Origin of the sequence: Micromonospora sp. NPDC005197 (genome assembly GCF_040608295.1) — a bacterium.
Taxonomy (GTDB): Bacteria; Actinomycetota; Actinomycetes; order Mycobacteriales; family Micromonosporaceae; genus Micromonospora.
This window is the reverse complement of record NZ_JBEXHY010000007.1, coordinates 35,736-56,965: the sequence shown is the minus strand read 5'-3', so window position 1 is coordinate 56,965 and position 21,230 is coordinate 35,736. Positions and strand designations below refer to the sequence as shown.

The window sequence follows — 21,230 nt, the reverse complement described above, 5'->3', positions numbered from 1 at the left end:
ACCGGACGGACCGCTAGGGTTTCTCAAGTGCCAGCCGAACCCGTCGCACCACCCGCCGTCACCGACGACGATCCCGGTGGCCGTACGGTCCGTCGGCTCGTCGCGATCGTGGCGCTGATCGCCGTGCTGCCGGCGCTCTACCTGCCCGGTCTGGTGCACAACTTCTTCGACCTGAAGATCTACATGTCGGCGATGGACTGGTGGACGGCGGGCCACCCGCTCTACGACTACGTCCAGCCGGACCGGGTGCAGGGTGAGCTGTACTTCACGTATCCACCCTTCAGCGCGCTGCTGCTGTGGCCGTTCGGGCTGATCCGGCTCGGCGCCACCGTGGTGATCTTCACGGTGCTCACGGTGGTGGCCGTGGTGGTGACCACCCGGTGGCTGGTGACGCCGGTGATCGCCCGGCACCACCTGCCGCGAACGTTCACCCTGACCGTGGCCGTGCTGCTGGTGCTGGCGGTGGAGAGCACCCGCGAGACGATCACGTTCGGGCAGATCAACATGCTGCTGGTCGTGCTGATCCTGGCCGACCTGCTGTTCGCCGTACCGCAGGCGCGGCGCTGGGCCGGGGTCGGCGTGGGGCTGGCGACGGCGCTCAAGCTCTTCCCGGGCATCTTCATCGTGTACCTGCTGGCCACCCGACGGTGGCGGGCCGCCGCGGTGGCGAGCGCGACGGCGGCGGCGGCGACCCTGCTCGCGGCGGCGGTCGCGCCCGGGGACTCGTGGCGGTTCTGGACGCAGGAGCTGTGGGACAACGACCGGGTGGGTCGCACCGACTACACCGGCAACCAGTCGCTCTTCGGGCTGCTCAGCCGGTTCACCGCGCCGGAGAAGCCGGACCGGCTGCTGTGGCTGCTGGTGGTCGTGGTGGTGGCCGGTTACGGCCTGTGGCGGGCGGTCCGCGCCGCGCGTGCCGGTGACGCGCTGACCGGCCTGACCCTGACCGGTCTGGTCGGCGCTCTGGTCAGCCCGATCACCTGGACCCACCACATCTACTGGTTCGTGCCGGCGGTGGTGCTGCTCGCCGATGCGGCGTTGAGCGCGAACCGGCCGGAGGAGTTCCGCCGACGGCGGTGGCTCGCCGGGCTCGCCGTGGGCACCGCCGCAGTGATCATCTACGGCGTGGTGTCGTTCCACGACTGGGGGGTGGCACCGGTCCGCACCGACGACCCGGTGGACTTCGTGCTGCGCAACGGCTACGTGCTGCTCAGCCTGCTGCTGCTGGTGGTCCTGCCGGTCCGGGTGGCCCGCCCGATCCGGACTGAGGAAAAGTCGCACCAAATGGACACAAGTCCCCAGTAGCCACCATCGGCGCTAATCTGGACTCACCTACCTCAAGCGTCGCTCGGGTAGCACCGATCCCCCGGTGAGAGTGGCCCTCCGCGTCGGCAGCGCGGAGGGCCACTCGCCGCTTCAGTCCGTCCGCACCGGCCGTGCCGTGGGCTCGGTGCCGGTGGGCGGCCACGCCAGGCTCAACGCCACCTCCGGCGGCCGGGGCAGCCGCGCCGGAGCGTCCAGGTCGGCGAGGGTGACCGGCCGGGCCGGTTCCGCACCGATCGCCGAGCGGGGCCACTCGGCCGCGCCGGAGCCGACCGGGGCGAGCTGTCGCACCGCCGGCAGCGGCGGGGACGACCCGGGATCCCGGGCGCCCAGGCCACTGAGCGACGTGACCCCGAGCCGGCCGGCGAGCACCGGCACCTGGTCCGGTTCGACCACGAAGACCACCTCGCGGGGACGCGGCGGGCGCAGCAGGAGCAGCACCGCGCACGCCACCAGCAGCACCCCCGCCGCCAGCAGGCCCCAGGTGACCGGGCCGACCCAACCCGCACGCAACTCGGCGCGCAGATCCAGGCTCAGGTCGGCGCGACCGTCCGGGCGCATCACCACCAGGCTCATCGACTCGCCGCTCAGCTCGTCGGCGCTCCACTCGAGGGTGCCGACACCCTCGCGTACCCAGAACGGGCGACCGAGCGGGGTGGGGGCCGCACCGGCGGTCGGGGCCGCCGCCGGGACCGCCGGGTCCGTGCGAACCGGCAGCGGACCTCGGGCCAACGCCACCCGGCGGACCGAGGCGTACGGCACGGACTCCAGCCACCGGCGCACCTCGGCGGTGGGCGCCAGCCCCACGAAGGCCGGGCCGTCGGGCGTACGGGCGTCGAGCCGCAGGCGGGTCTGCGCGCCACGCGCGAAGGGCGCCTCCCGCCGCAGCAGCCGGTCGAGATCGGTGACCACGACCGCGTGGCCGGGTGTGCGGACCGTCTCGAACCGGGCGGCGAAGGTCCCACCGGGGTCGGCGTGCCGGGTGACGAGCCACAGCCCGCCGCCGGCGAACAGCGCCGGAATCCCGATGACCAACAGCAGCAATCCGGTGATCACCCGCACGAACCGCATTCGCAGCGTCCCCCTCCGTAGCCAGATACCCGGCCGACCTTACCGACGTACACCGGCTGATCAGGGGATATCCACGGCACGGCCGACTTCGGTCCCGGGAAGCACGCTGGCCCGCCGGATTGTCCGGCGGGCCAGCGGGTGAGCGACGGGGTCAGGGCTTGACGACCGGGCCCCGGCGGGTCCGGGCGAACGCGAGCCCGCCGAGCACCAGACCGGCCAGGCCGGCGACCAGGCCGGCGATGCCGAGGCCGATCGCGGTGCCCTCGCTCTCGTCGTCGTCATCGTCTGCCGCGGCGACGGCCGTAGCGGCCGGGGCGGCCGACGCCGACGGCCCCGCGGCGGTGAGGGTGAGCACCGGAGCGGGCTTCTCCGGCTCCTCGCCGCCCGGCTGCGGCTCGTCGATCCAGCGCACGATGTTGCCGTCCGAGTACGTCTGCAGGGTCTTGAAGACCATGGACTCGACCTTCGGCAGCGGCCCCATGGAGACGCCGAACTCCTGGAACTGGCCCGGCTTGACCGCCGCGTCACCGGTCGCCGTCCAGGTGATCTTGGAGACCGCTTCGGTGAGCTGACTGCCGTGCACGTCGATCGGCGGGTCCACCTTGCGCTTCTCCGTCGCCACCGTCCAGCCGGGCACCGGGATGGTCGACACCGAGCCGATCGGCGCGTTCTCCGGCAGCACGACCTCCAGCTTGGTGGTCGACGCGGTGTCGCTCTCGTTGGGCACCCGGAACGCCACCCGGGCGTAGCCGCCCTGGGTCGCCTCCTTCGGGTTCACCGTCACGTGGGCGGACGCCGGCCCGGCGAAGCCGAGCACGGCGGTGGCGACGGCGGTGAACGCCAGGGCGGCAGCGGCGGTTGCGGTACGCCGGAAACGGGTCATGGGCTTGGGGAACCTCTCTAACGGATGGGCACGGTGGCGGTCACCGTGGCCTGGTCGATGTCGGACGTGCGAACGGTGATCTTCAACTGCCAGTCGCCGGCGGCCGGCAGGCTGATGTCGCCGTAGGAGTGGTTGTCGGTCAGCGGCAGCAGCGGCAGCTCGATCGGCTCGATCCCGGCCGAGGGCAGCGCGGCGGTCGCCCGCCACTCCGCCACCGGCTGCGGCTGGTTGTCCTTGGTGTACGCGTACAGGTGCACCGAGTTGTTGCCCCGCTCGGCCGGGTCCAGCTCGACCTGGAGGGTGAACAGCGAGCTGGTCAGGGTGGTGGAGAAGAGCCCGGCCTGGGTGCCGGACGGCCCGGCCACGGCGGTGCGGGCGGGCGTGGTCTGCACAAGCGTCGCCGACAGCCCCAGCACCACCACTGTGACGGCCAACTCGACCAGGACCGCCCGGCGCACCGGCGCCGGTCGCTGGGCCGCCGTGCGTCGACGGACCAACTGCCGGGAGTACGCGGCCACGGCGATCACGATCGCGAACAGCCCGATCTTGGCGAGCAGCAGCCGCCCGTACGTGGTGTTGAACAGGGCGTCCGGGGTGGCCACCTCGATCAGCGCCTGGACGGTGCCGGCTAGCAGCAGGGCCGACACGGCGAGCGCCGCCCAGCGTGACCAGATCGGCAGGATCGCGCCCAACTCCCGCTCGTCGGCCTGGTGCAGCAGGAAGACGGCGAGCATCAGCAGGCCGCCCAGCCAGACCGCCATGCTGCCCAGGTGCACCGCGTCGACCACCACGGAGACCGCCGGCGCCGGGGAGGCCGCCGGGTGCCCGGCCAGCGGCCAGGTCAACAGGGCCGCCCCGCCGAGCACGGCCAGGATGATCGCGTCGGCCCGGCCGGCCGGGCGGGCCAGCAGCGGGCGCAGCAGGAACGCCGAGGCCGCCAACAGGCCGAGCCGGACCAGGTGGGCGGCACCGAAGGCACTGCCGAACACGCTGCCGAACCCCTCGCCGGTCACCTCGAAGAGGCCACCACCGGCGGTGTAGGGCACCTGCAACCACAGGTCGGCGAGGGTGGCCACGGCCACCAGCGAGAGACCCACCCAGGCCAGCCGGGTGGGACCCCGCCGGGAGAGCCGGCGCGGCCACAGCGCGGCGAGCACCAGCGCCGGCCCGACCAGCAGCACCAGGCCGGCGTAGCCGAGGAAACGGGCCACCTTCACGGCGTTCTCCACCACCGGGTCGGCGCGACTGTCGTTGCCGGAATCGACCGGCGGCGCCGACGGCGCGCCCACCGAGTAGGTGAACGCGCCGGAGACCGGGTGGCTGTCGGCGGAGATCACCCGGAAGGTCACCAGGTAGGTGCCGCGCTGACCGGCCGGGTCGACCGGAATGGTGACCACGGCGCCCTCGAAGGACGGCTCGCCCCGGTCGGCCCGGGCGCCGTCCGGCGCGATGACCCGGATCTTGTCGGGGACCTTGCGGACCGACTCGCTGAAGGTGAGCACCACCTCGGCCGGCCCGCTCGGCACCACCGACGAGGCGGCCGGGCTGCTGCTCGACAGCACCGCGTGGGCGCTGGCCGGGGTGGCTGGCGCGATCAACAGGGCGACGACGGTGACCAGGAGGCCGGCGGCGGCGGCCAGCCGGGCGATCCAGCGGCGGGGTGCGACAGTCATGCCGGCCATGGTCGCCGACGGACCTGGATGTCGGCGACCCGAGGCGGAGGATCGGCTCACCTGCGGCCAGCCGCCAGCGCCGCGCAGGAGAGGTCGCGTGTCATGAGCAGGTAGTCGGCCGGCGGCGGGGAAAAGTTCCCGACGTGGCGCAGACCATCCAAGGGCCGAAGGACCCTGACGTCACACCCGGCGGCGCGTAGCCTGGTGTGTCGTGATCCCCGTCCCGCGTGACTCCGGTGCCGCCGGTGCGACAGGTGACGTCGCCCGGGACCCGGCGACCGAGTCGGCCCTGAGCGCGCGCGCCGGTGACGCCGCAGCCCAGGCCGTGTTCGTCCGGCTGACCCAGGCCGAGGTGTGGCGCTTCGCGGCCGTCCTGGTGGGCCCGGACAGCGCCGACGACCTCACCCAGGAGACGTACCTGCGGGCGTTTCGGGCCCTGCCGGCGTTCGAGGGCCGGTCCAGTGTCCGCACCTGGTTGCTCGGCATCGCCCGGCGGGCCTGCGCCGACCACCTGCGGACGGTGATCCGGCGTCGCCGTCTCGACGAGCGGCTGGCCGCGAACGCGTACACCGACCGTCCGCATCCCGACCCGGCCGGGCAGCTCGGCGCCGCCGACCTCGTGCGCCGGCTGAGCCCCGAGCGACGGGCGGCGTTCGTGCTCACCCAACTGCTCGGCCTGTCGTACGCCGAGGCCGCCGACGTCGAGGGGGTGCCGGTAGGCACCATCCGCTCCCGCGTCGCCCGGGCCCGCGACGAGCTGGTCGAGGCCGTCGGCGACGCCCTCACCGGTTGAGCCCGGAACTTCCGGAGCAGACGGGACGACAAATGACCATGACCGCACCCCCCATCCGGGCCGGCCGTTGGGCGGCCGTGCGCCCCTGGCTCAGCACGGCGGCCCGCCTCGGCCTCGCCGCCGTCTGGTTGGTCGCCGGGGCGTCGAAGGTCGGTGACCTGGCCGCCTCCGGCCGGGCCGTGAACGCCTACCAGGTGCTGCCGTACGACGTGGCGACCGTGATCGGCGCCGCGCTGCCGTTCGTCGAGCTGGCCCTGGGCGTGCTGCTGCTGCTCGGTCTGGCCACCCGGCTCAGCGCGGCCATCTCCGTCGCGCTGCTGCTGGTCTTCATCGCGGGGATCTCCTCGGCCTGGGCGCGTGGCCTGGCCATCGACTGCGGCTGCTTCGGCAGCGGCGGGCAGCTCGCCGAGGGACAGGCCCCGAGTTACCTCCCGGAGATCCTCCGGGACCTGGGATTCTTGGTGCTGGCCGGATTTCTGGCGATCTGGCCGCGTACGCCCGTCTCGGTGGACGGGTGGCTGTCCGCCGAACCGGCCGTGGAGGACGAGGATGAGTAGTCGCAAGGGGCAGCGGGACGCGGCCCGGGTGGTCCGCGAGCAACTGGCCCGCGAACGACGCCGCCGCCGTACGCTCTGGGTCTCCGCCGCCGCCGTCGCCGTGCTGGTCATCGCCGGCCTGGTCGGCTGGAGCGTCTGGTCCAGCCAGCGCTCGGACACCTTCACCACCCCGCCCGGCGTCAACGAGGCCGGCACCGGCATCGTCACCGGCGGCGGGCCGGTCACCGTCGACGTCTACGAGGACTTCCTCTGCCCGGTCTGCAAGCAGTTCGAGCAGAGCAGCGGCGCGACGCTGGAGCAGCTGGTGGCCGAGAACAAGGCGAAGGTGGTCTACCACCCGGTCGCGTACCTCAACCGCTTCTCCACGACCGAGTACTCCACGCGCTCGTCGGCCGCCTCCGGCTGCGCGGCGGCCGGCGGAAAGTTCCGCGAGTACGCCAAGGCGCTCTTCGCCAAGCAGCCACCCGAGGGCAGCGCCGGGCTCAGCGACGACGAGCTGATCGACACCGGCGTCGGCGTGGGGCTGGACCGGGGCTCGTTCGGGGGCTGCGTCTCCGATGGCACGTACAAGACGTGGACCGAGCACGTCACCGAGGAGGCCAGCCGCAGCGACGTCACCGGCACGCCCACCGTCCTGGTCAACGGCCAGCCACTCGCCGACCGCAGCCCGCAGGGCCTCACCGCGGCCGTGGCGGCGGCCGGCAGGTGATCCGTACCCTGCTGGCGGGCGCCACACTGATCGCCGCCACCGCCTGCGCGGCGACCCTGCTCAGCGCGGCGCCCGCCGCCGCGCACGGCGCGGACGCCCCGGACGGCTCCGACTACCGCACCCGCGTCATCGGCGTCACGCCGGCCCGGCCCGGCCTGACGGTACGGGTGATCGAGGCGGGCGCCCGACTGGAGCTGACCAACCGCACCGGCCGGGCGATCGAGGTAATCGGCTACTCCGGCGAGCCGTACCTGCGGGTCGGTCCGGACGGCGTGTACGAGAACAGCCGGTCCCCCGCCACGTACCTCAACCGCACCCTCGCCGGGGACACCGCGCTGCCGGCCGACGCGGACCCGGCCGCCCCGCCGTCCTGGCGGCGCGTCGACGACGGGGCCACCGTGCGCTGGCACGACCAGCGGGCCCTGTGGCAGGAGTCGGCACCACCCGACGCGGCACGCGTCGCGCCGGAGCGTGAGCACCGGGTCCGGGACTGGACGATCCCGCTGCGCGACGGCGCCGACCCCGCGCAGATAGCCGGCACGCTGGACTGGGTGCCACCGCCGGACGCGTACACCTGGTGGGCGGTGACCATCGTCGGTCTGCTCGCGGTGGGCGCGCTCGGCCTGCTCGCCGCCGCCTCCACGGCCGGCGCCCGGGCGCTGTCCGCGGTCGGCGTGCTGCTGGTCGTCGGCGGCGCGGTCGCCGTGCTCTACCCGGTGGGGCGAGAGCTGGACGCTGGCGCCCAGGGCGTCGGCGGAGTGCTCGCCGGGCTGCTGGGCGGTCAGGTCTGGGCACTGCTCACCGGCCTGGGCGCGCTCGCCGCCGGTGGTTACGCGCTGGCCCGCCGCCCGGCGGCCGACTTCGCGGTGGCGCTGGCCGGCGCCTGCCTGGCCCTCTTCGCGGGCGTGGCGAACGCTGCGGTGTTCAGCCGGTCGGTCGCCCCGGTGCCGTGGTCACCCGAGGTCGCCCGCGCCATGGTGGCCGCAGTCCTGATCACCGGCGTCGGCGCGACAGCAGCCGGAGTCCTCCGCCTGCACGCCGCCTCCCGCGCCGCGACACGATCAGCCGAGGCGGCGGACGCCCAGCGCGGGGCTACGCCCGCGGGGTGAAGCCGTAGGGGAGTTCCAGACGGTGGCGGGCCAGCAGGGGCTCGTTGCTCAGCAGGTCGACGGTGGGGGCGTCCGCGACGATCCGGCCGCCGTCCAGGATCACCGAGCGTTCACACAGCTCCGCCGCGTACGGCAGGTCGTGCGTGACCATCAGCAGGGTCACCGGCAGGCCGCGCAGGATCTCGGCCAACTCGCGCCGGGCCGCCGGGTCCAGGTTCGACGAAGGCTCATCCAGCACCAGGATCTCCGGGTGCATGGCCAACACGGTCGCCACCGCCACCCGTCGGCGCTGCCCGAACGAGAGGTGCTGCGGCGCCCGGGCCCGATGCTCGCTCATCCCGACGGCGGCCAGCGCCTCGTTCACCCGGGCGGCCAGCTCCGCGCCGCGCAGGCCCAGGTTGGCCGGCCCGAACGCCACGTCCTCCGCCACCGTGGGCAGGAAGAGCTGGTCGTCCGGGTCCTGGAAGACGATGCCCACCCGGCGTCGCACCTCGGCCAGGGTCGCCCGATCCGGCGTGACCGTCAGCCCGCCGACACTCACGCTGCCCTCGGTCGGGGTGAGGATGCCGTTGAGGTGCAGCACCAGCGTCGTCTTACCGGCGCCGTTGGGCCCGAGCAGCGCCACCCGCTCGCCGCGCGGCACCGTCAGGTCCACCCCGTGCAGGGCCACGTGCCCGTCCGGGTACGCGTACCGGACGCCACGAACGTCCAGCGAGAGGGCGGTCTGCACGACACCGATCATGTCAGCACGACGGCGGTCGCGGCGATGGAGGCCGCCACCACCGGCACGGTCGCCGCGACCAGCCACTGCCCGGCGGTCGCCGCGCCGTCGCCCTGCCACACCGCGGGCATCCGCCCCGTGTAGCCCCGCGACAGCATCGCCAGGTAGACCCGCTCACCGCGCTCGAAGGCACGCAGGAACAGCGCTCCGATGCCGGCGGCGAAGCCGCGCAGCTGCCACAGGAAGCGCGGGTCGTCACCCCGCGAGATCCGCGCCACCCGCATCCGTCGCGCCTCCCCGACCAGCACGTCGAGGTAGCGCAGCATGAACGTGGCGATCTGGGTGAGCACCTGCGGGCAGCGCAGCCGATCCAACCCGACGATCAGGTCCCGGGTGGTGGTGGTCGCCGCGAGCAGCAGCGAGGCGAGGACACCGAGGGTCCCCTTGGCCAGGATGTTCCACGCCCCGTGCAGGCCGTCCTCGGACAGCCGCAGCCCCAGCACCTCGACCCGCTCGCCGGTGCCCAGGAACGGCAGCGCCACCGCGAACAGCACGAACGGCAGCTCGATCAGCGCGCGACTGAGCAGCCAACGCGGCCCCACCCGGGCCAGCGCCGCCACCGCGGCCACCAGCAGGGCGTACGCGCCGAAGGCCCAGAACGCCTCGCGCGGGGTGGCCACCACGGCGATCGTGAAGACCACCATCGCGACGATCTTGACCTCGGGCGGGAGCCGGTGCACCGGCGAGGTCGACTCGCGGTACAGCACGTGCCCGTGACCGGCACCCATCCGCGTACCTCCTGCTCAGCCGGCCGCGCCGGCGCGGCGCGCGGCGGTGACCGCGTCGCCCGTCGCGTCGTCGTCGCCGGTGGTCGACACGGTGGACGTGTCGTCGCCGGTGGTCGACACGGTGGACGTGTCGTCGCCGGCGGTCGACGCGGTGGACGTGTCGTCGCCCCTGGTCGAGACGCCGCCCCGGCGGCGCAGCAGCCAGAAGCCACCGCCGCCGATCGCGAAGGTCACCAGCACCCCGAGCACCCCGGAGAGGCCGGTCGAGACGAAGCTGTTCCGGATGCCCCGCACGCCGTAGTCGGCGAGCGGACTGTCCCCCAGCTCGTGCTCACGGGCCTGCTGCGCCGGGCAACTGCCACCGACGATGTTGTCGTCGGCGTCGACGGTGCAGCCCTTGAGCAGGGAGGAGTCCAGGCCGTCCGGGTGCGACGAGGCGTAGTTGCTCACGACACCGGCGAGCAGCAGGGCGACCAGCAGACCGCCGGCCAGGAACGCCCAGGAACGGTTCTTCATCGGACACCTCCGGAGACCGGGACGGCGGGGGTGGCGGGAGTGGGCAGCGCGCGCAGCGCGTACACCAGGTCGGGGCGCACCTTCGCGACGGTGAGCACGGTGGTCGCGGTGATCAGGCCCTCGCCGATGCCGATCAGCAGGTGCACGCCGGCCATCGTGCCGGCCAGGCCGGCGAGGTTGCCGCCCAGGTCGGTGGTGCCGCCCAGCCAGTACTCGACGACGAAGCCCTGGGACGCGACCACCACGCTGAGAAGCGCCGCGACGAACGCGGTGACGGCCAGGCCGGCCCGCGTGCGGGGCAGCACCCGCAACAGCACCGCGATCAGCAGGTACGCCGCGGCGGTGCCGAGCAGCGCCATGTTGGTGATGTTCAGGCCGAGCATCGCCACACCGCCGTCGCCGAAGATCAGCGCCTGCACGACGAGCACCACGGCCACGCAGAGCGCGCCGACCCACGGCCCGACCAGCATCGCGGCGAGCGCGCCACCGAGCAGGTGACCGCTCACCCCGGCCGTGAAGATCGGAAAGTTGAGCATCTGGACGGCGAAGATGAACGCCGCGACCAGGCCGGCCATCGGGGCGAGCCGATCGTCCAGGTCCCGCCGGCCGCGTAGGACGCAACCGGTGAGCGCGGCGAGCGCCAGGGCCGCGAACACCGCCGCGACGGGACCGTCGATGATCCCGTTCGAGATGTGCATCGCCAGTGTTTCCACGCGACCTCCCACGCGTCAGCGGACCCGTTCGGGACCGGCGGGGTCAGCCTATTTCCTAGGAGTTGTTGTTGCCAGACTCTGGCAACAACGCATGGTCTTGATCACCTTTGGCAGGCCCGACGTCGCGGGCCGACCCGTTGATCGACTCGCCGTGCTTGATGTCGGGGGTCCACGTGACCGCATCGGCGCTGCACGCCCAACCGGCCGTCCGCTCCGAGATCTTGGACAGTTTCCGTCAGCGGCTGACGGAAACTGTCCAAGATCTGCTCATGCCGCTGCCACAGGATGGCGCGGATCCGACAAATCGTCCTGCCGGTGCCGGCGAGTGGCGTGCCACGGCTCGGGACCGCCGGCTCACCGGACGGCGAGTCGATCAACGGGCCGGCGCGCGCCGCCGACGCCGACACCGGCATGCCCGGCGGTAGGGTCGGGTCATGACCGCGCCCGACCGCCTCTCCCCCGGTGACCCCGCGCCCGAGTTCACCCTCCCCACCGATACCGGCGACCAGCTCTCCCTGGCCGACCTGCGAGGCCGCAAGGTCGTCCTGTACGCCTACCCGGCGGCGATGACCCCTGGCTGCACCAAGCAGGCGTGCGACTTCCGCGACTCGCTCGCCTCGCTCCAGGCGGCCGGCTACGAGGTGGTTGGCATCTCCCCCGACAAGCCGGAGAAGCTGGCGAAGTTCCGCGACCGCGACGCCATCACCTTCGGACTGGTGTCGGACGTGGACAGGTCGGTGCTCACCGCCTACGGCGCGTACGGCGAGAAGCAGCTGTACGGCAAGACCGTCACCGGCGTGATCCGCTCGACCTTCGTCATCGACGCCGACGGCAAGATCGAACGGGCGCTCTACAACGTCAAGGCCACCGGGCACGTCGCCAAGCTCCGCCGAGACCTCGGCCTGGACTGAACCTGTCGCACGGTCTCGTTACCGTGCGTGAATGGTTCGGTACAAATACGCGCCGGAGGCGCTCGCTCAGGCAGCAGCCGCAGCGCGCAACATCACCGAGGTGATGCGACTGCTCGGCGTCCGGGTCAGCGGTGGCTCGCACGCGCACATCAGCCGGCAGCTCAAGAGATTCGGCATCGACACCTCGCACTTCACCGGCCAGGCACACAACCGAGGCGTACGTTGGCGCCGGCGGTCTCCCGAAGATCTGCTCGTGGTGCTGCCCGCGGGCTCCCGTCGGATCCCAGGCATTCGACTCAAACGCGCCCTGGCAACAATCGGCCTTCCGGAAAGCTGCGAGGTGTGCGGCACCGGGTCGACGTGGCAAGGCGCCAAGCTGACACTGCACGTTGACCACATCAACGGCGACTTTCTCGACAACCGGCCGCGCAATCTCCGGCTGCTGTGCCCCAACTGCCACAGCCAGACCTCCACGTATGCCGGACAGCGACGGCCTGCCCTCGCCGATGACGAGGTGGTCTACGATCCTGAGGCGGTTACTCCCACGGGCTTCCGGATAGGCAGGCGGCTGCCTCATCGGCCAGAATGGCCCTGGACGCTGGTGGAGTACAGCTTCAAGGGGCCGTAGCCCAACGGCAGGAGGCATGCGGTTTAGGTCCGTACCAGTGCGGGTTCGAATCCCGCCGGCCCCACAAAACAACATCGTCGGTGGACGAATTAGCGCCGCTCGATCAGGGCTGGCTGTCGAACGCGTCACGATCATGGGCCGGGAGACTGGCCGCCGGGTCAGGATGGGCGCCGTGAGTCTGCGCTTCGTCCTTGATCCCGAACTGACCCCACGGCTGCGCGCCGACATCGTCGCCCTCTGGGTGGACGTCAGCAACGCCGGTGGCGCGGTGGGTTTCGTACCGCCGGTCACCGCCACCGATGTCCGTACGATCGCCGACCCGACGTTCGCGGGCATCGCGGAAGGGCCGGACCGGCTGCTGGTCGGCTACGACGGCGACCGGCTTGTTGCGGTACTGGTCTTCAGCGACAACCGGTTCGGCCTCAAGGCGCACTGGTGTGTGCTGAAGCGGGTGATGATCCACCCGGACACCCAGGGTGCGGGCCACGGGTCGGCGCTGATGCGCGAGGCCGCCCGGCTGGGTCGGGAGTTGGGCCACGAGGCGCTGCACGTGACGGTGCGCGACGGGTTGGGGCTGGACAATTTCTACCGTCGTCTCGGGTATCGGGAGATTGGTCGGCTGCCGGGCGCGTTGCGGGTGGCGCCGGGCGACGACCGCGACGAGATCCTCATGTGGCTCGACCTGACACCAACCGGCTGAGCGGCCAGCCGCTCCAGGCCGCCAGCGCACCAGGCCGGACAGCCACACCAAGCCGTCCGGCCGCACCACGCCAGTCCGCACCAAGAAGGCACCACACCGGCCAGCCGCACCACGCCAACCGGCACCAAGAAGGCCGGCAACAAGAAGGCCGGTCAGCCGCACCAGCGGGCGGTTGCCCCGGCCGGTCGGGTGGAGGGTCGGTCGGCGACCGGGGTGGCCGGGGCGCTCGCCTTCGCCACCTCGGCCGGCCGGCGTGCCGATGTCGGCGTACCGCTGGGTCGGGCCGCGGGCGGGCGGGCCGTCGCAGGCGGGCGCGACGTCCTGGCCACGACGCCACGCTCGTACATCCGCACCACACTGGACTGCACCTGACCGGGTGCCATCCGGATGCCTGACACGGTGACACGGTGTCCGTACACGTCGCTGACCCGCACGCTGTACGGGCCGGGGCCCGCGCCGGAGGCCAGCAGCCAGTAGTTGTAGTCCTGCCGGGCGGTTGCGCGCCACGGGCCGTCGTCGCCCTGGCGCACCTCGACGGCGCGCAGCGGATTGCCGTGGTTGCCGATCCGGACGGCGAACCAGAACTGCGACGCGCCCTCCTTGATCCGGAAGCTCAGCGGGCCGGGCAGGGGCGGGTTGACCACAGCGCGGTAGGTGACCTGGACGAGGCCCTGCACCGGGTCGGCGATGCGGGCGAACGCTTCCCGGGACAGGTCGAGGTGTCCCGGCTCGCACTCCGGGCACTGGTCCATGATCAGGACACGGACGGTGCCCTTCGGGCCGGTGACGTCGAGGAAACCGCCGCAGGCGGCGCCGGCGGCGTACTCGGTGGGGCCGAGCGCGACGTAGAGCCGGTTGGCTGGCGCCGCCGGGTTCGAGCAGTTGCCGCCGGCGCCCTTCGAGTCGTAGAAGGTCGCCTTGCCGCTGTGGGTGGCGGTGCCGGTGGGTGGCGCGGCGGCGAGCGTCCGGCCGGCGGCGCAGGCCGGGGCGGAGCCGGATCGCAGGGCCAGGGTGAGCCCGAGCACCGCCGCGAGCACGGTGACCCCGGCTGCGACCAGCCAGGGCACCGGGCCGGACGGGGACGCGGGCCGCTCGTCCGGAGCACGGTCCAGGTCGAGTTCGATGTCGACGTCCTTGACGCCGATGGCGGAACCGTCGATGCCCCTGCTGTCGACGCCGCCGGGAGCGCTTCCGTCGGTCACGTCGGCGATGCTGCCGGACCCACGTGCGGCCGGACAAGCCTGCTAAGCCAAAGCTAAGACAGCATCGACGGACGGTGACGGCCGGGACGCTGGCCGGTCAGGGTTCGACGACGACCGGGTCGCCGATCCGCAACGAACCACCGTCGACGGGCACCAGGTGCAGTCCGAAGAGGAGCTTCTGGCGGACGTTGCGGTAGCGGCCGAGTGTGCGCAACGGTTCCTTCGCGCGTACCCCGGTCTCCTGGTCGGTCGTGGTGACCACGCAGCGATCGCACGGTCCGGCGGCGCGCAGCCGCAGGTCGCCGATGCGCAGCGACCGGCCGGCCCAGCCGTCCTCGGCCCAGGCCGGCGCACCGTCGACGACCAGGTTGGGGCGGAACCGGGTCATCGGCACCGGCTCCTCCCCCGCGTCGGCGAGCCAGTCGTTGAGGGCGTCGAGGGAGGCGGCGTTCGTCAGCAGCAGCGGGTAGGTGTCGGCGAAACTCACCTGGTCGCCGGTGTCGTGCTCACGCGCGTCGGTAGCCAAGTGCCGAGCCGGGTTGGCCAGCCAGACGAGCCGGACGGGCCGGTCGAGCAGCGCGCCGAGCCAGGCGTCGGCCGCCGCGCCGGCGGGCAACGCCCGGACCCGGATCGTCCGGCTGCGGAAGGTCCGTACCGCCACCGGGTCGCCGCCGGCCGGCTCCGGCACGTCGAGGTCGGGCTGCCCGTCCACGCGCAGCACCAGGCCGCCCGGGCGCACGACGGCGCGCAGGTTGACAAGCCGCGTGGTCTCCCGCTGCGTGACGCCGACGCCGTCGGCGTCCACCACCATCCAGCGTCGGTCGCCGGCCAGGCCCCACGGCTGCACCAACGCGCCGTCGTGGTCGAGGCGGTGACAACCCTTGACGGGGTACGTGTGAATCGAGGTCAGCCGCACCCGGCCACCATGCCATGCCGATGCCGTCGCCGGGGCACCGGTGGCTGGCGTTGCACTGCCGGCGGGCGGCCAGGACGCAAATGCCCAGTGCCTTGTCGACACCCGTCTCGACCACGTGCGAGGGGCGGGTGGCGCGGACGATCGCGTATCCCGATGCGGCGGGCATAGTGGACCCGCTTGTCGGCCAGTTCGCGCCGGGTGGCCCCCGCGGCGGCCCGCTCGATTGCTGGCGCAGCTCATGGTCGGACTCGATCTTGTCGAGCCACCCGCGGACCGCCTTGACCGGCCGGTCACAGACCATGCTGACGAACCAGACCAGGTGGTTGCGGCTGAATATGGTCAGCTCGTACGTGTAGTTGTGATGCTCACGGGAGGTGGCCAGCCACCGGGCGGAGATGCGCAGCACCTTGGCGTCGTGGCGGGCGACCCGGGCGAACGGCGGCGACCGGCGCGAGATGTGTGCGGGCGATGGCCCGTCGGAGCTTCGTCGCGTCTACGGGTGGGTTCTTACCAGTTCCAACCGGACGATGGCTGGGAATGTCACCGATCGCCGGTCGACGGTCCTCCCACCATCGGCGGGCGTTCCTGGCCGGACGAGGGTACGCGGGCCGGAACGTGAATCAGTAGCATCGCCCCTATGGCGCGTGCAGACCAGACCGCAGAACTCAACCTCCCGACGAACTCGGGGCCGGTCGACCCTGGGCAGCCAGATGGTGGCGAGCAGATCGTTGCCCCGTCGCCGCGGCCCCGGCGGCGGTGGAAACGGATCGTCCTGATCACCCTCGTGGTCGTGGCGTTGCTCGCTGGCGGTGGCGTGGTTGCGAGCGGGCTCTACTTCCGATCCATCAACTCCGACATCGAGCGGGTGGACGCATTCGGCGACGTTCCCGAGGAGTCACGTCCCCAGCCCGTGGCGACCGGCGCCATGAACATCATGATTCTCGGCAGCGACTCCCGCGACACGGAGAACAGCTCGGGCTCCCGATCGGACACGATCATCCTGGCTCATCTCCCCAAGGACCGGTCCAGCGCTCAGCTGATCTCCATTCCCCGCGACACCTGGGTGCACGTGCCCAAGTCGAAGGAGGGGCGCGGCGGCACCGACGCCAAAATCAACGCGGCGTACGCGTGGGGTGGTGTCCCGCTGATGGTCCAGACGGTGGAGGAGTTCACAAACGTCCGCATCGACCACGTGGCGATGGTCGACTTCTCCGGCTTCAAGGAGATCGTCGACGCGCTGGGCGGCGTCGAAATCGACGTGGAGCAGAGCTTCACCTCGACCCACTCGCTCAATCCCGATGGTCGGCGCGAGTTCACCAAGGGCCGGCAGACGATGGACGGGGCCGCGGCCCTGGACTACGCCCGCGAGCGTTACGCCTTCGCCAACGGCGACTTCACCCGGATCAAGCATCAGCAGCAGGTCATCAAGGCCATTCTGGACAAGGCAGCCTCCGGCGGTGTGCTCGCCAATCCCGCCAAGCTGAACTCTTTCGTGAAGGCCACGGCCAACTCGGTGGCCGTCGACCGTTCCCTGTCCCTGGTCGACCTGTCGATGGAGCTTCGTCATCTCCGGGGCGGCAACCTCGCGTTCTTCACCTGCCCCACCAAGGGGACGGGCCAAATCGGCAGTGAAAGCGTCGTGATCGCCGACAAGGGCAAGGCGCAACGTGTCTTCGACGCGGTTCGCCGCGATTCGGTGGCCGACATCGCGTCCGCCGCAAAGTAGGAGACAGGATTGCCGTGCCGGCTCTGGTGGTGCAACTGACGCGGTCGTAACCTGCGATCGCCCCCTGGCTATGAATTTGCGCCGGAGGGCTCACGGGGGAGGATCACCATGTCGAGCCAACCGGTCATGAGTTATCCGGGTGCGAGACGGACGGAGTTCGGCGACGCGCCGCCGCAGGCGGAGGCGCACCACGATGCGGACAGCAGCTCTGTCGCCGACCCGCCGAGGGTGTCGGCGAGAGCGTCCGTCCGCTCCGGTATGGACACGACAGCGGTTCTGCCGTACGCGGGATCCCGCGCATCGAAGAGGACGCGCTGGCTGCGGGCGTGGATGTTGACGGCACCCATCGACGTCGCCGCGCTGCTGGTCCCCTTGCTGCTGAGCCAGAACTACTGGCGGGGGACGCTGGCCAACGCGGCGCTCGCCGTGGCCATCTTCGCGTCCGGCGGGCTCTACCGGGCCCGGCGGCACGTCGGCATTCTGGACGAACTGCCGAGCATCTGCGGACGGTTGCTGGCCTCCGCCGCCGTGGTCGCCATCATCGCGGCCGAGCGTCACGACTCGGTGCACTACGTGGGCGGGTTCATGCGCGGCGTCGCGCTCTCCGCCAGCCTGGTGATCGTCGGCCGGGCCTTCAGCAGGGCGTTCACCATCGTCGCCCGCAAGCGCCGGTGGGTGGAGCACAACACCATCATCATCGGTAGCGGCCCGGTCGGTCTGGAGCTCGCCCGGCTGCTGCGTCGCTACCCGCAGTACGGCCTGCGGTTCGTCGGTTGCGTCGACGTCGCACTCGGCGAGGGCGTCGGGTCGGTTCCGTTGATCGGCACCCTGGACGATCTCGAAAAGCTCACCGACATGCTCGAATGCGATGTCCTGATCATCGCCGATCCGGATTGTTCCGAGTCGGCGTTGATGGACATCCTGCTGCGGGCGGTCAATTCGCGCTCCGACCTCTGGGCGGTGCCGCGTCTCTGGGGATCCCGGTCCCTGGGCGGATATCCCGACCACATTGGCGCGATACCGATCGTCAAGATCGGTGATACCAAGCTCTCCGGCCCGCGATGGGCTGTCAAACGGGCGTCCGATGTGGTCTTCGCCGCGGTGGCGTTGCTCGTCCTCAGCCCGGTGCTGCTGCTCTGCGCGATTGCGACGTTCCTCGACGGTGGGCGGGGCATTTTCTTCTACCAGGAACGGATCGGCCGATACGGCAGGCCATTCAAGGTCATCAAGTTCCGTTCGATGCAGCCCACCGACGAGAGCGAGTCGCAGACGAACTGGTCCATCGCGCACGACCAGCGGGTGGGATTGGTCGGCCGGTTCATGCGCCGGACGTCGCTCGACGAGCTGCCCCAGCTCTGGAACATCCTGCGCGGCGAGATGAGCGTGGTCGGCCCCCGGCCGGAACGGCCGCACTTCGTGGAGAAGTTCTCGGTCGAGTACCCCACCTACGCGATGCGCCACCGGGTGCCCGTCGGGCTCACCGGGCTCGCCCAGGTCAGTGGCCTGCGCGGCGACACCCCGATCTCGGACCGGGCGAGGTTCGACAATTACTACATCGAGAATTGGTCGCTGTGGCTGGACTTCAAGGTCGTGCTCCGCACCGTTGCCGAGGTGTTCCGCGGTGGTGGCCGCTGACGGCCGGCATCAGCGCACGAGCAGCGGCAGCAACTGGGCCCGGTAGCCACCGAGGTAACGGTCCGGGTCGCCGGCCAACACGCTGGCGAGCACGGTGCCGAAGACGTCCCTGAAGTCCGTCGTCGCCTTAAGATCGCCGTCATCCAGGTCGGTCAGGCTCGGTTGCTCACCATAGAGCCCGCCGGCCACGTCATGTCCGAGGACGAACATCGGCCCGGCCGTGCCGTGGTCGGTTCCGTCGGAGGCGTTCGCCCGGACCCGCCGGCCGAACTCGCTGTAGACCACGACGGTGACCCGTCGGCCGGCCTCGGTGCGGCCCATCCGGTCCACGAAGCCGCTCAACGCCTCGTCGAGGTTCTTGAGCAGCGTCTCCTGCCACACGCGCTCGCCCGCGTGCGTGTCGAACCCGCCAAGACTCACCGAGTAGACCCGGGTGGGCACCTGGAATTCCACGCACCGGGCAACGAGCGCCAACTGGGCGACGAGTGCGTTGTCGCCGCCCGTGCCGGTCGCCTGGACGGCACTCCCACCGGTATGGCCATGCTCGTCGGTTCCGGACGCGGCTTCCTGCACCACACGGTTCATCGTGATGAGGTCCGCGTAGCTGGCCGCTGCCCGCGCCTGCATCTCCGACTCGCAGGGCTCAGCCCGGCCGAGTGCCGAGACGACGGCGGGCGGGACGCCCGGCGGCAGGGTGAGCCCTCGGTAGCTCACGCAGGCGCCGACGCGGGACTTACCCACCAGCATTGGCGGTAGGGCCGGTTCGAAGCTGACGGCCGTCTCGGTGGCGGCGTTCGTCGCGTCGAGCCAGCGCCCCACCCAGCCGGTTGGAGCGGGAGTGCCGGGCGACGCGGTCTGCCAGATGTCCATCGACTTGAAGTGGCTCCGGTCCGGCTTCGGGTAGCCGACGCCACGCACGATTGCCATCTTCCGGTCGTCCCAGAGCCGTCTCATTCCGCGCAGCACCGGGTTGAGGCCCAACGCGTCGTCGAGGTGCAGCACCTGCCCAGGCGCGTACGCCAACTCCGGCCGGGCGCTGTGGTAGGCCGGGTCCGCGTACGGGATGACCGTGTTGAGACCGTCGTTGCCGCCGTAAAGGGTGACCAGAACGAGCGTGGGCAGGCCCTCCTGGGCATCACCGGCCCTGGTCTTCTCACCGCTCTTGAGCAGTTCGTGAAAGCCCAGCACTCCCGCGCCGGCCGCCAGCGCGCCACCGGCGACAACCCCGGACGAGATGAGGAACCGCCGTCGGGTCAACGCATCCATGTCCACACATCCACTCTGGTCAGGTCACCAGGTACTCGGGACTGACCAACCCGAGTGTCAGCTTCATTCGGTCATCTCGGGCGTCGCGCAGCACGGCGTACGTCCGGTTGGTCCATCGTTCGACGCAGAGCAGTTGCGCCACGGCTTCCGGTGTCAGGGAGCCGGGCTGCACCAGGCCGACAAGCATGCTGGCGATCTTCAACCGGACCTGGGCTGCGGCCGAGGTCAGCCAGGCAGCACCTGCCGGCCACCCGCCGACGCTCGGCGGCGCGAACGGACGCTGACCCAGCGCTTCCATCGCCCAGTAGATCTGCGTGAACACCTGCGCGGGCATGGCGGCCGGCCGGACCCCCAGCTGACGCATCGCGCCGACCAGCCACTCGACGGGTTGCAGGACCATCGTCCCGCGAGTCGCCTGGAACGCCTCGTCGGCGAAGAGCACTCGCAGCATCGCCATCGGCGCCGGGAAGGCCTCCGCCATCGCGTCACGGGTGCGCTCCGGGATGGGCTGGGTTGGCGAGGCGTACCGGAACCACAGCCGGGACGCGATGAACCGCCGGCAAGTCGGTTGTTCCAGCAGAAGGTCGACGAGACTGTTCGCGTCGAAGTTCGCGGTGACGCCGAGGACCTTCTTGCGGCCGGTGTCGCGGTGCTGGGGATCGGAGACCAACGACTCACGGTCAAGGACGACCCGCCAGCCGGTCAGTGCGCGGCCAGCCTCCTTGACGTCCTGCTCGGTGTACCGCCCCACACCGAGCATGAACAGCTCGAACAGTTCCCGGGCGAGGTTCTCGTTCGGTGCCGTCTTCTTGTTGTGCTGCCCGTCCAGCCAGTAGACCAACGCCCGGTCGAGCACCATGTGGTGGGCCAACTCCGCGAAGTCGCGTGCCTCCCGGAACGCGTGCAGTTGCCCGAGCATGAGCTGCGGGCTGCGGACCTTCGCCACCGAGGTCGCCCAGTGCCCGTGCCAGAAGAACACCAACTTCTCGACCGCCTGGTGGTCTGCCACGGTCATCCGATCGAGCCACCAGCGCGCGAGGGACACCGTCTGCTCCGTACGCCGACGGTCTCCCTCAGCCCGCTGAGCGTCCGTCGGCCGGGGCAGGCGGGTGAACGGATCGGGGCCCAGGTCGGGAACCGGTGCGCTGGTCGCGCCGACATCGGGCCCGGCAGGGGCGACCACCCCCGTCAGCGTCGCCGCGTAGCCGAGTTGCCTTCCGGCGCCCACCTCCGCCGCGGTGGGGCCGAAACCGGCCCGCCGAAGCAGAAGGACGATGTCGTCGGTCATACGTCCACAGTAAGGAGTGTCACCGTTGTCCGGCGACAGGCCCGGACCGTTCCCACGCCGACAGGATCTGACCAAAGAGCTATTTCCTCCGTGCTCCGAGTA

The 21,230-nt window shown here is 71.5% G+C and carries 20 protein-coding genes, 1 tRNA gene and 1 pseudogene; 11 read left to right on the top strand and 11 right to left on the bottom strand.

From position 1 onward, the window contains the following. The first annotated feature begins 27 nt into the window (after window positions 1-27). Window positions 28-1,305, top strand: coding sequence for a glycosyltransferase 87 family protein (locus ABZU46_RS05035; protein ID WP_354855168.1), 1,278 nt, complete (start codon window positions 28-30; stop codon window positions 1,303-1,305). 282 nt (window positions 1,306-1,587) lie between these two features. On the opposite strand, the pseudogene ABZU46_RS05030 reads toward ABZU46_RS05035, so the two are convergent. The 3 genes and pseudogenes from ABZU46_RS05030 to ABZU46_RS05020 all read right to left on the bottom strand — a co-directional run. Further along, window positions 1,588-1,866 (bottom strand): annotated as a pseudogene (locus ABZU46_RS05030) (hypothetical protein); the annotation flags it as partial. A 679-nt stretch (window positions 1,867-2,545) separates the two neighbouring features. After that, on the bottom strand, window positions 2,546-3,277 hold the full coding sequence (locus tag ABZU46_RS05025; protein WP_354855167.1) for a YcnI family protein: 732 nt from the start codon (window positions 3,275-3,277) through the stop codon (window positions 2,546-2,548). 17 nt (window positions 3,278-3,294) lie between these two features. Continuing rightward, on the bottom strand, window positions 3,295-4,959 hold the full coding sequence (locus tag ABZU46_RS05020; RefSeq protein WP_354855166.1) for a copper resistance protein CopC: 1,665 nt from the start codon (window positions 4,957-4,959) through the stop codon (window positions 3,295-3,297). 202 nt (window positions 4,960-5,161) lie between these two features. Between ABZU46_RS05020 and ABZU46_RS05015 the strand changes: the two genes are divergently transcribed. The 4 genes from ABZU46_RS05015 to ABZU46_RS05000 are packed head-to-tail and all read left to right on the top strand — an operon-like array spanning window position 5,162 to window position 8,118. Further along, a complete protein-coding gene (locus ABZU46_RS05015; protein WP_354855165.1) occupies window positions 5,162-5,743 on the top strand; it encodes a sigma-70 family RNA polymerase sigma factor in 582 nt (193 codons plus the stop codon). 32 nt (window positions 5,744-5,775) lie between these two features. Next, window positions 5,776-6,300, top strand: coding sequence for a MauE/DoxX family redox-associated membrane protein (locus ABZU46_RS05010; protein WP_354855164.1), 525 nt, complete (start codon window positions 5,776-5,778; stop codon window positions 6,298-6,300). Next, on the top strand, window positions 6,293-7,009 hold the full coding sequence (locus ABZU46_RS05005) for a thioredoxin domain-containing protein (RefSeq protein ID WP_354855163.1): 717 nt from the start codon (window positions 6,293-6,295) through the stop codon (window positions 7,007-7,009). The genes ABZU46_RS05010 and ABZU46_RS05005 overlap by 8 nt, the downstream gene beginning before the upstream one ends. Then, window positions 7,006-8,118, top strand: coding sequence for a hypothetical protein (locus ABZU46_RS05000; RefSeq protein WP_354855162.1), 1,113 nt, complete (start codon window positions 7,006-7,008; stop codon window positions 8,116-8,118). Before ABZU46_RS05005 ends, ABZU46_RS05000 begins: the two co-directional genes overlap by 4 nt. Here ABZU46_RS05000 and ABZU46_RS04995 read toward each other — a convergent pair. From ABZU46_RS04995 to ABZU46_RS04980, 4 genes are read right to left on the bottom strand one after another with little or no spacing between them, the layout of a single operon-like run. Continuing rightward, the gene (locus ABZU46_RS04995) at window positions 8,102-8,860 is read right to left on the bottom strand and encodes an ABC transporter ATP-binding protein (RefSeq protein WP_354855161.1); all 759 of its coding nucleotides are present in this window, start codon (window positions 8,858-8,860) and stop codon (window positions 8,102-8,104) included. The two genes, ABZU46_RS05000 and ABZU46_RS04995, sit on opposite strands and share 17 nt — an antisense overlap. Then, complete coding sequence (gene cbiQ / locus ABZU46_RS04990; protein ID WP_354855160.1) at window positions 8,857-9,627, bottom strand: cobalt ECF transporter T component CbiQ; 771 nt, start codon at window positions 9,625-9,627, stop codon at window positions 8,857-8,859. Before cbiQ ends, ABZU46_RS04995 begins: the two co-directional genes overlap by 4 nt. Window positions 9,628-9,642: 15 nt before the next feature. Beyond that, window positions 9,643-10,143 carry a PDGLE domain-containing protein gene (locus ABZU46_RS04985; RefSeq protein WP_354855159.1) on the bottom strand — a complete coding sequence of 167 codons (501 nt, stop codon included), beginning with the start codon at window positions 10,141-10,143 and terminating at the stop codon, window positions 9,643-9,645. Beyond that, window positions 10,140-10,856, bottom strand: a complete 717-nt coding sequence (locus tag ABZU46_RS04980; protein WP_354855158.1) for an energy-coupling factor ABC transporter permease — start codon at window positions 10,854-10,856, stop codon at window positions 10,140-10,142. The genes ABZU46_RS04985 and ABZU46_RS04980 overlap by 4 nt, the downstream gene beginning before the upstream one ends. A gap of 434 nt (window positions 10,857-11,290) precedes the next feature. Between ABZU46_RS04980 and bcp the strand changes: the two genes are divergently transcribed. The 4 genes from bcp to ABZU46_RS04960 all read left to right on the top strand — a co-directional run bounded on the left by bcp (window position 11,291) and on the right by ABZU46_RS04960 (window position 13,095). Next, window positions 11,291-11,767: a thioredoxin-dependent thiol peroxidase gene (bcp, locus tag ABZU46_RS04975; RefSeq protein ID WP_354855157.1), complete on the top strand. Its 477-nt coding sequence runs from the start codon at window positions 11,291-11,293 to the stop codon at window positions 11,765-11,767. Between the two features lie 31 nt (window positions 11,768-11,798). After that, window positions 11,799-12,395 (top strand): HNH endonuclease, encoded by a 597-nt coding sequence (locus ABZU46_RS04970; protein WP_354855156.1) that lies wholly within the window; start codon window positions 11,799-11,801, stop codon window positions 12,393-12,395. Next, window positions 12,386-12,459 (top strand) — tRNA-Leu (locus ABZU46_RS04965). The genes ABZU46_RS04970 and ABZU46_RS04965 overlap by 10 nt, the downstream gene beginning before the upstream one ends. 108 nt (window positions 12,460-12,567) lie before the next feature. Beyond that, window positions 12,568-13,095, top strand: a complete 528-nt coding sequence (locus ABZU46_RS04960; protein ID WP_354855155.1) for a GNAT family N-acetyltransferase — start codon at window positions 12,568-12,570, stop codon at window positions 13,093-13,095. Between the two features lie 152 nt (window positions 13,096-13,247). Here ABZU46_RS04960 and ABZU46_RS04955 read toward each other — a convergent pair whose 3' ends face one another. After that, window positions 13,248-14,297 (bottom strand): expansin EXLX1 family cellulose-binding protein, encoded by a 1,050-nt coding sequence (locus tag ABZU46_RS04955; RefSeq protein WP_354855154.1) that lies wholly within the window; start codon window positions 14,295-14,297, stop codon window positions 13,248-13,250. 97 nt (window positions 14,298-14,394) lie between these two features. After that, the gene (locus ABZU46_RS04950; protein ID WP_354855153.1) at window positions 14,395-15,213 is read right to left on the bottom strand and encodes an MOSC N-terminal beta barrel domain-containing protein; all 819 of its coding nucleotides are present in this window, start codon (window positions 15,211-15,213) and stop codon (window positions 14,395-14,397) included. A 637-nt stretch (window positions 15,214-15,850) separates the two neighbouring features. Here ABZU46_RS04950 and ABZU46_RS04945 point away from each other — a divergent pair. Together ABZU46_RS04945 and ABZU46_RS04940 are read left to right on the top strand one after the other, a co-directional pair. Continuing rightward, a complete protein-coding gene (locus ABZU46_RS04945) occupies window positions 15,851-16,939 on the top strand; it encodes an LCP family protein (protein WP_354855152.1) in 1,089 nt (362 codons plus the stop codon). Between the two features lie 330 nt (window positions 16,940-17,269). After that, window positions 17,270-18,574, top strand: a complete 1,305-nt coding sequence (locus ABZU46_RS04940) for a sugar transferase (RefSeq protein ID WP_354855151.1) — start codon at window positions 17,270-17,272, stop codon at window positions 18,572-18,574. A 9-nt stretch (window positions 18,575-18,583) separates the two neighbouring features. Here the strand turns inward: ABZU46_RS04940 and ABZU46_RS04935 are convergent, their stop codons facing one another. Together ABZU46_RS04935 and ABZU46_RS04930 are read right to left on the bottom strand one after the other, a co-directional pair. Next, a complete protein-coding gene (locus tag ABZU46_RS04935; RefSeq protein WP_354855150.1) occupies window positions 18,584-19,840 on the bottom strand; it encodes a DUF1501 domain-containing protein in 1,257 nt (418 codons plus the stop codon). 19 nt (window positions 19,841-19,859) lie between these two features. Beyond that, window positions 19,860-21,128 carry a DUF1800 family protein gene (locus ABZU46_RS04930; RefSeq protein WP_354855149.1) on the bottom strand — a complete coding sequence of 423 codons (1,269 nt, stop codon included), beginning with the start codon at window positions 21,126-21,128 and terminating at the stop codon, window positions 19,860-19,862. Window positions 21,129-21,230 lie beyond the last annotated feature (102 nt).

Coding starts and splice junctions, on each gene's coding strand:
- ABZU46_RS05020 (WP_354855166.1), bottom strand. CDS start 4,959: ATGGCCGGCATGACTGTCGCACCCCGCCGCTGGATCGCCCGGCTGGCC.
- bcp (WP_354855157.1), top strand. CDS start 11,291: ATGACCGCGCCCGACCGCCTCTCCCCCGGTGACCCCGCGCCCGAGTTC.
- ABZU46_RS04995 (WP_354855161.1), bottom strand. CDS start 8,860: ATGATCGGTGTCGTGCAGACCGCCCTCTCGCTGGACGTTCGTGGCGTC.
- cbiQ (WP_354855160.1), bottom strand. CDS start 9,627: ATGGGTGCCGGTCACGGGCACGTGCTGTACCGCGAGTCGACCTCGCCG.
- ABZU46_RS04985 (WP_354855159.1), bottom strand. CDS start 10,143: ATGAAGAACCGTTCCTGGGCGTTCCTGGCCGGCGGTCTGCTGGTCGCC.
- ABZU46_RS05025 (WP_354855167.1), bottom strand. CDS start 3,277: ATGACCCGTTTCCGGCGTACCGCAACCGCCGCTGCCGCCCTGGCGTTC.
- ABZU46_RS04970 (WP_354855156.1), top strand. CDS start 11,799: ATGGTTCGGTACAAATACGCGCCGGAGGCGCTCGCTCAGGCAGCAGCC.
- ABZU46_RS05005 (WP_354855163.1), top strand. CDS start 6,293: ATGAGTAGTCGCAAGGGGCAGCGGGACGCGGCCCGGGTGGTCCGCGAG.
- ABZU46_RS04930 (WP_354855149.1), bottom strand. CDS start 21,128: ATGACCGACGACATCGTCCTTCTGCTTCGGCGGGCCGGTTTCGGCCCC.
- ABZU46_RS04940 (WP_354855151.1), top strand. CDS start 17,270: ATGTTGACGGCACCCATCGACGTCGCCGCGCTGCTGGTCCCCTTGCTG.
- ABZU46_RS04935 (WP_354855150.1), bottom strand. CDS start 19,840: ATGGATGCGTTGACCCGACGGCGGTTCCTCATCTCGTCCGGGGTTGTC.
- ABZU46_RS04945 (WP_354855152.1), top strand. CDS start 15,851: ATGGCGCGTGCAGACCAGACCGCAGAACTCAACCTCCCGACGAACTCG.
- ABZU46_RS05010 (WP_354855164.1), top strand. CDS start 5,776: ATGACCATGACCGCACCCCCCATCCGGGCCGGCCGTTGGGCGGCCGTG.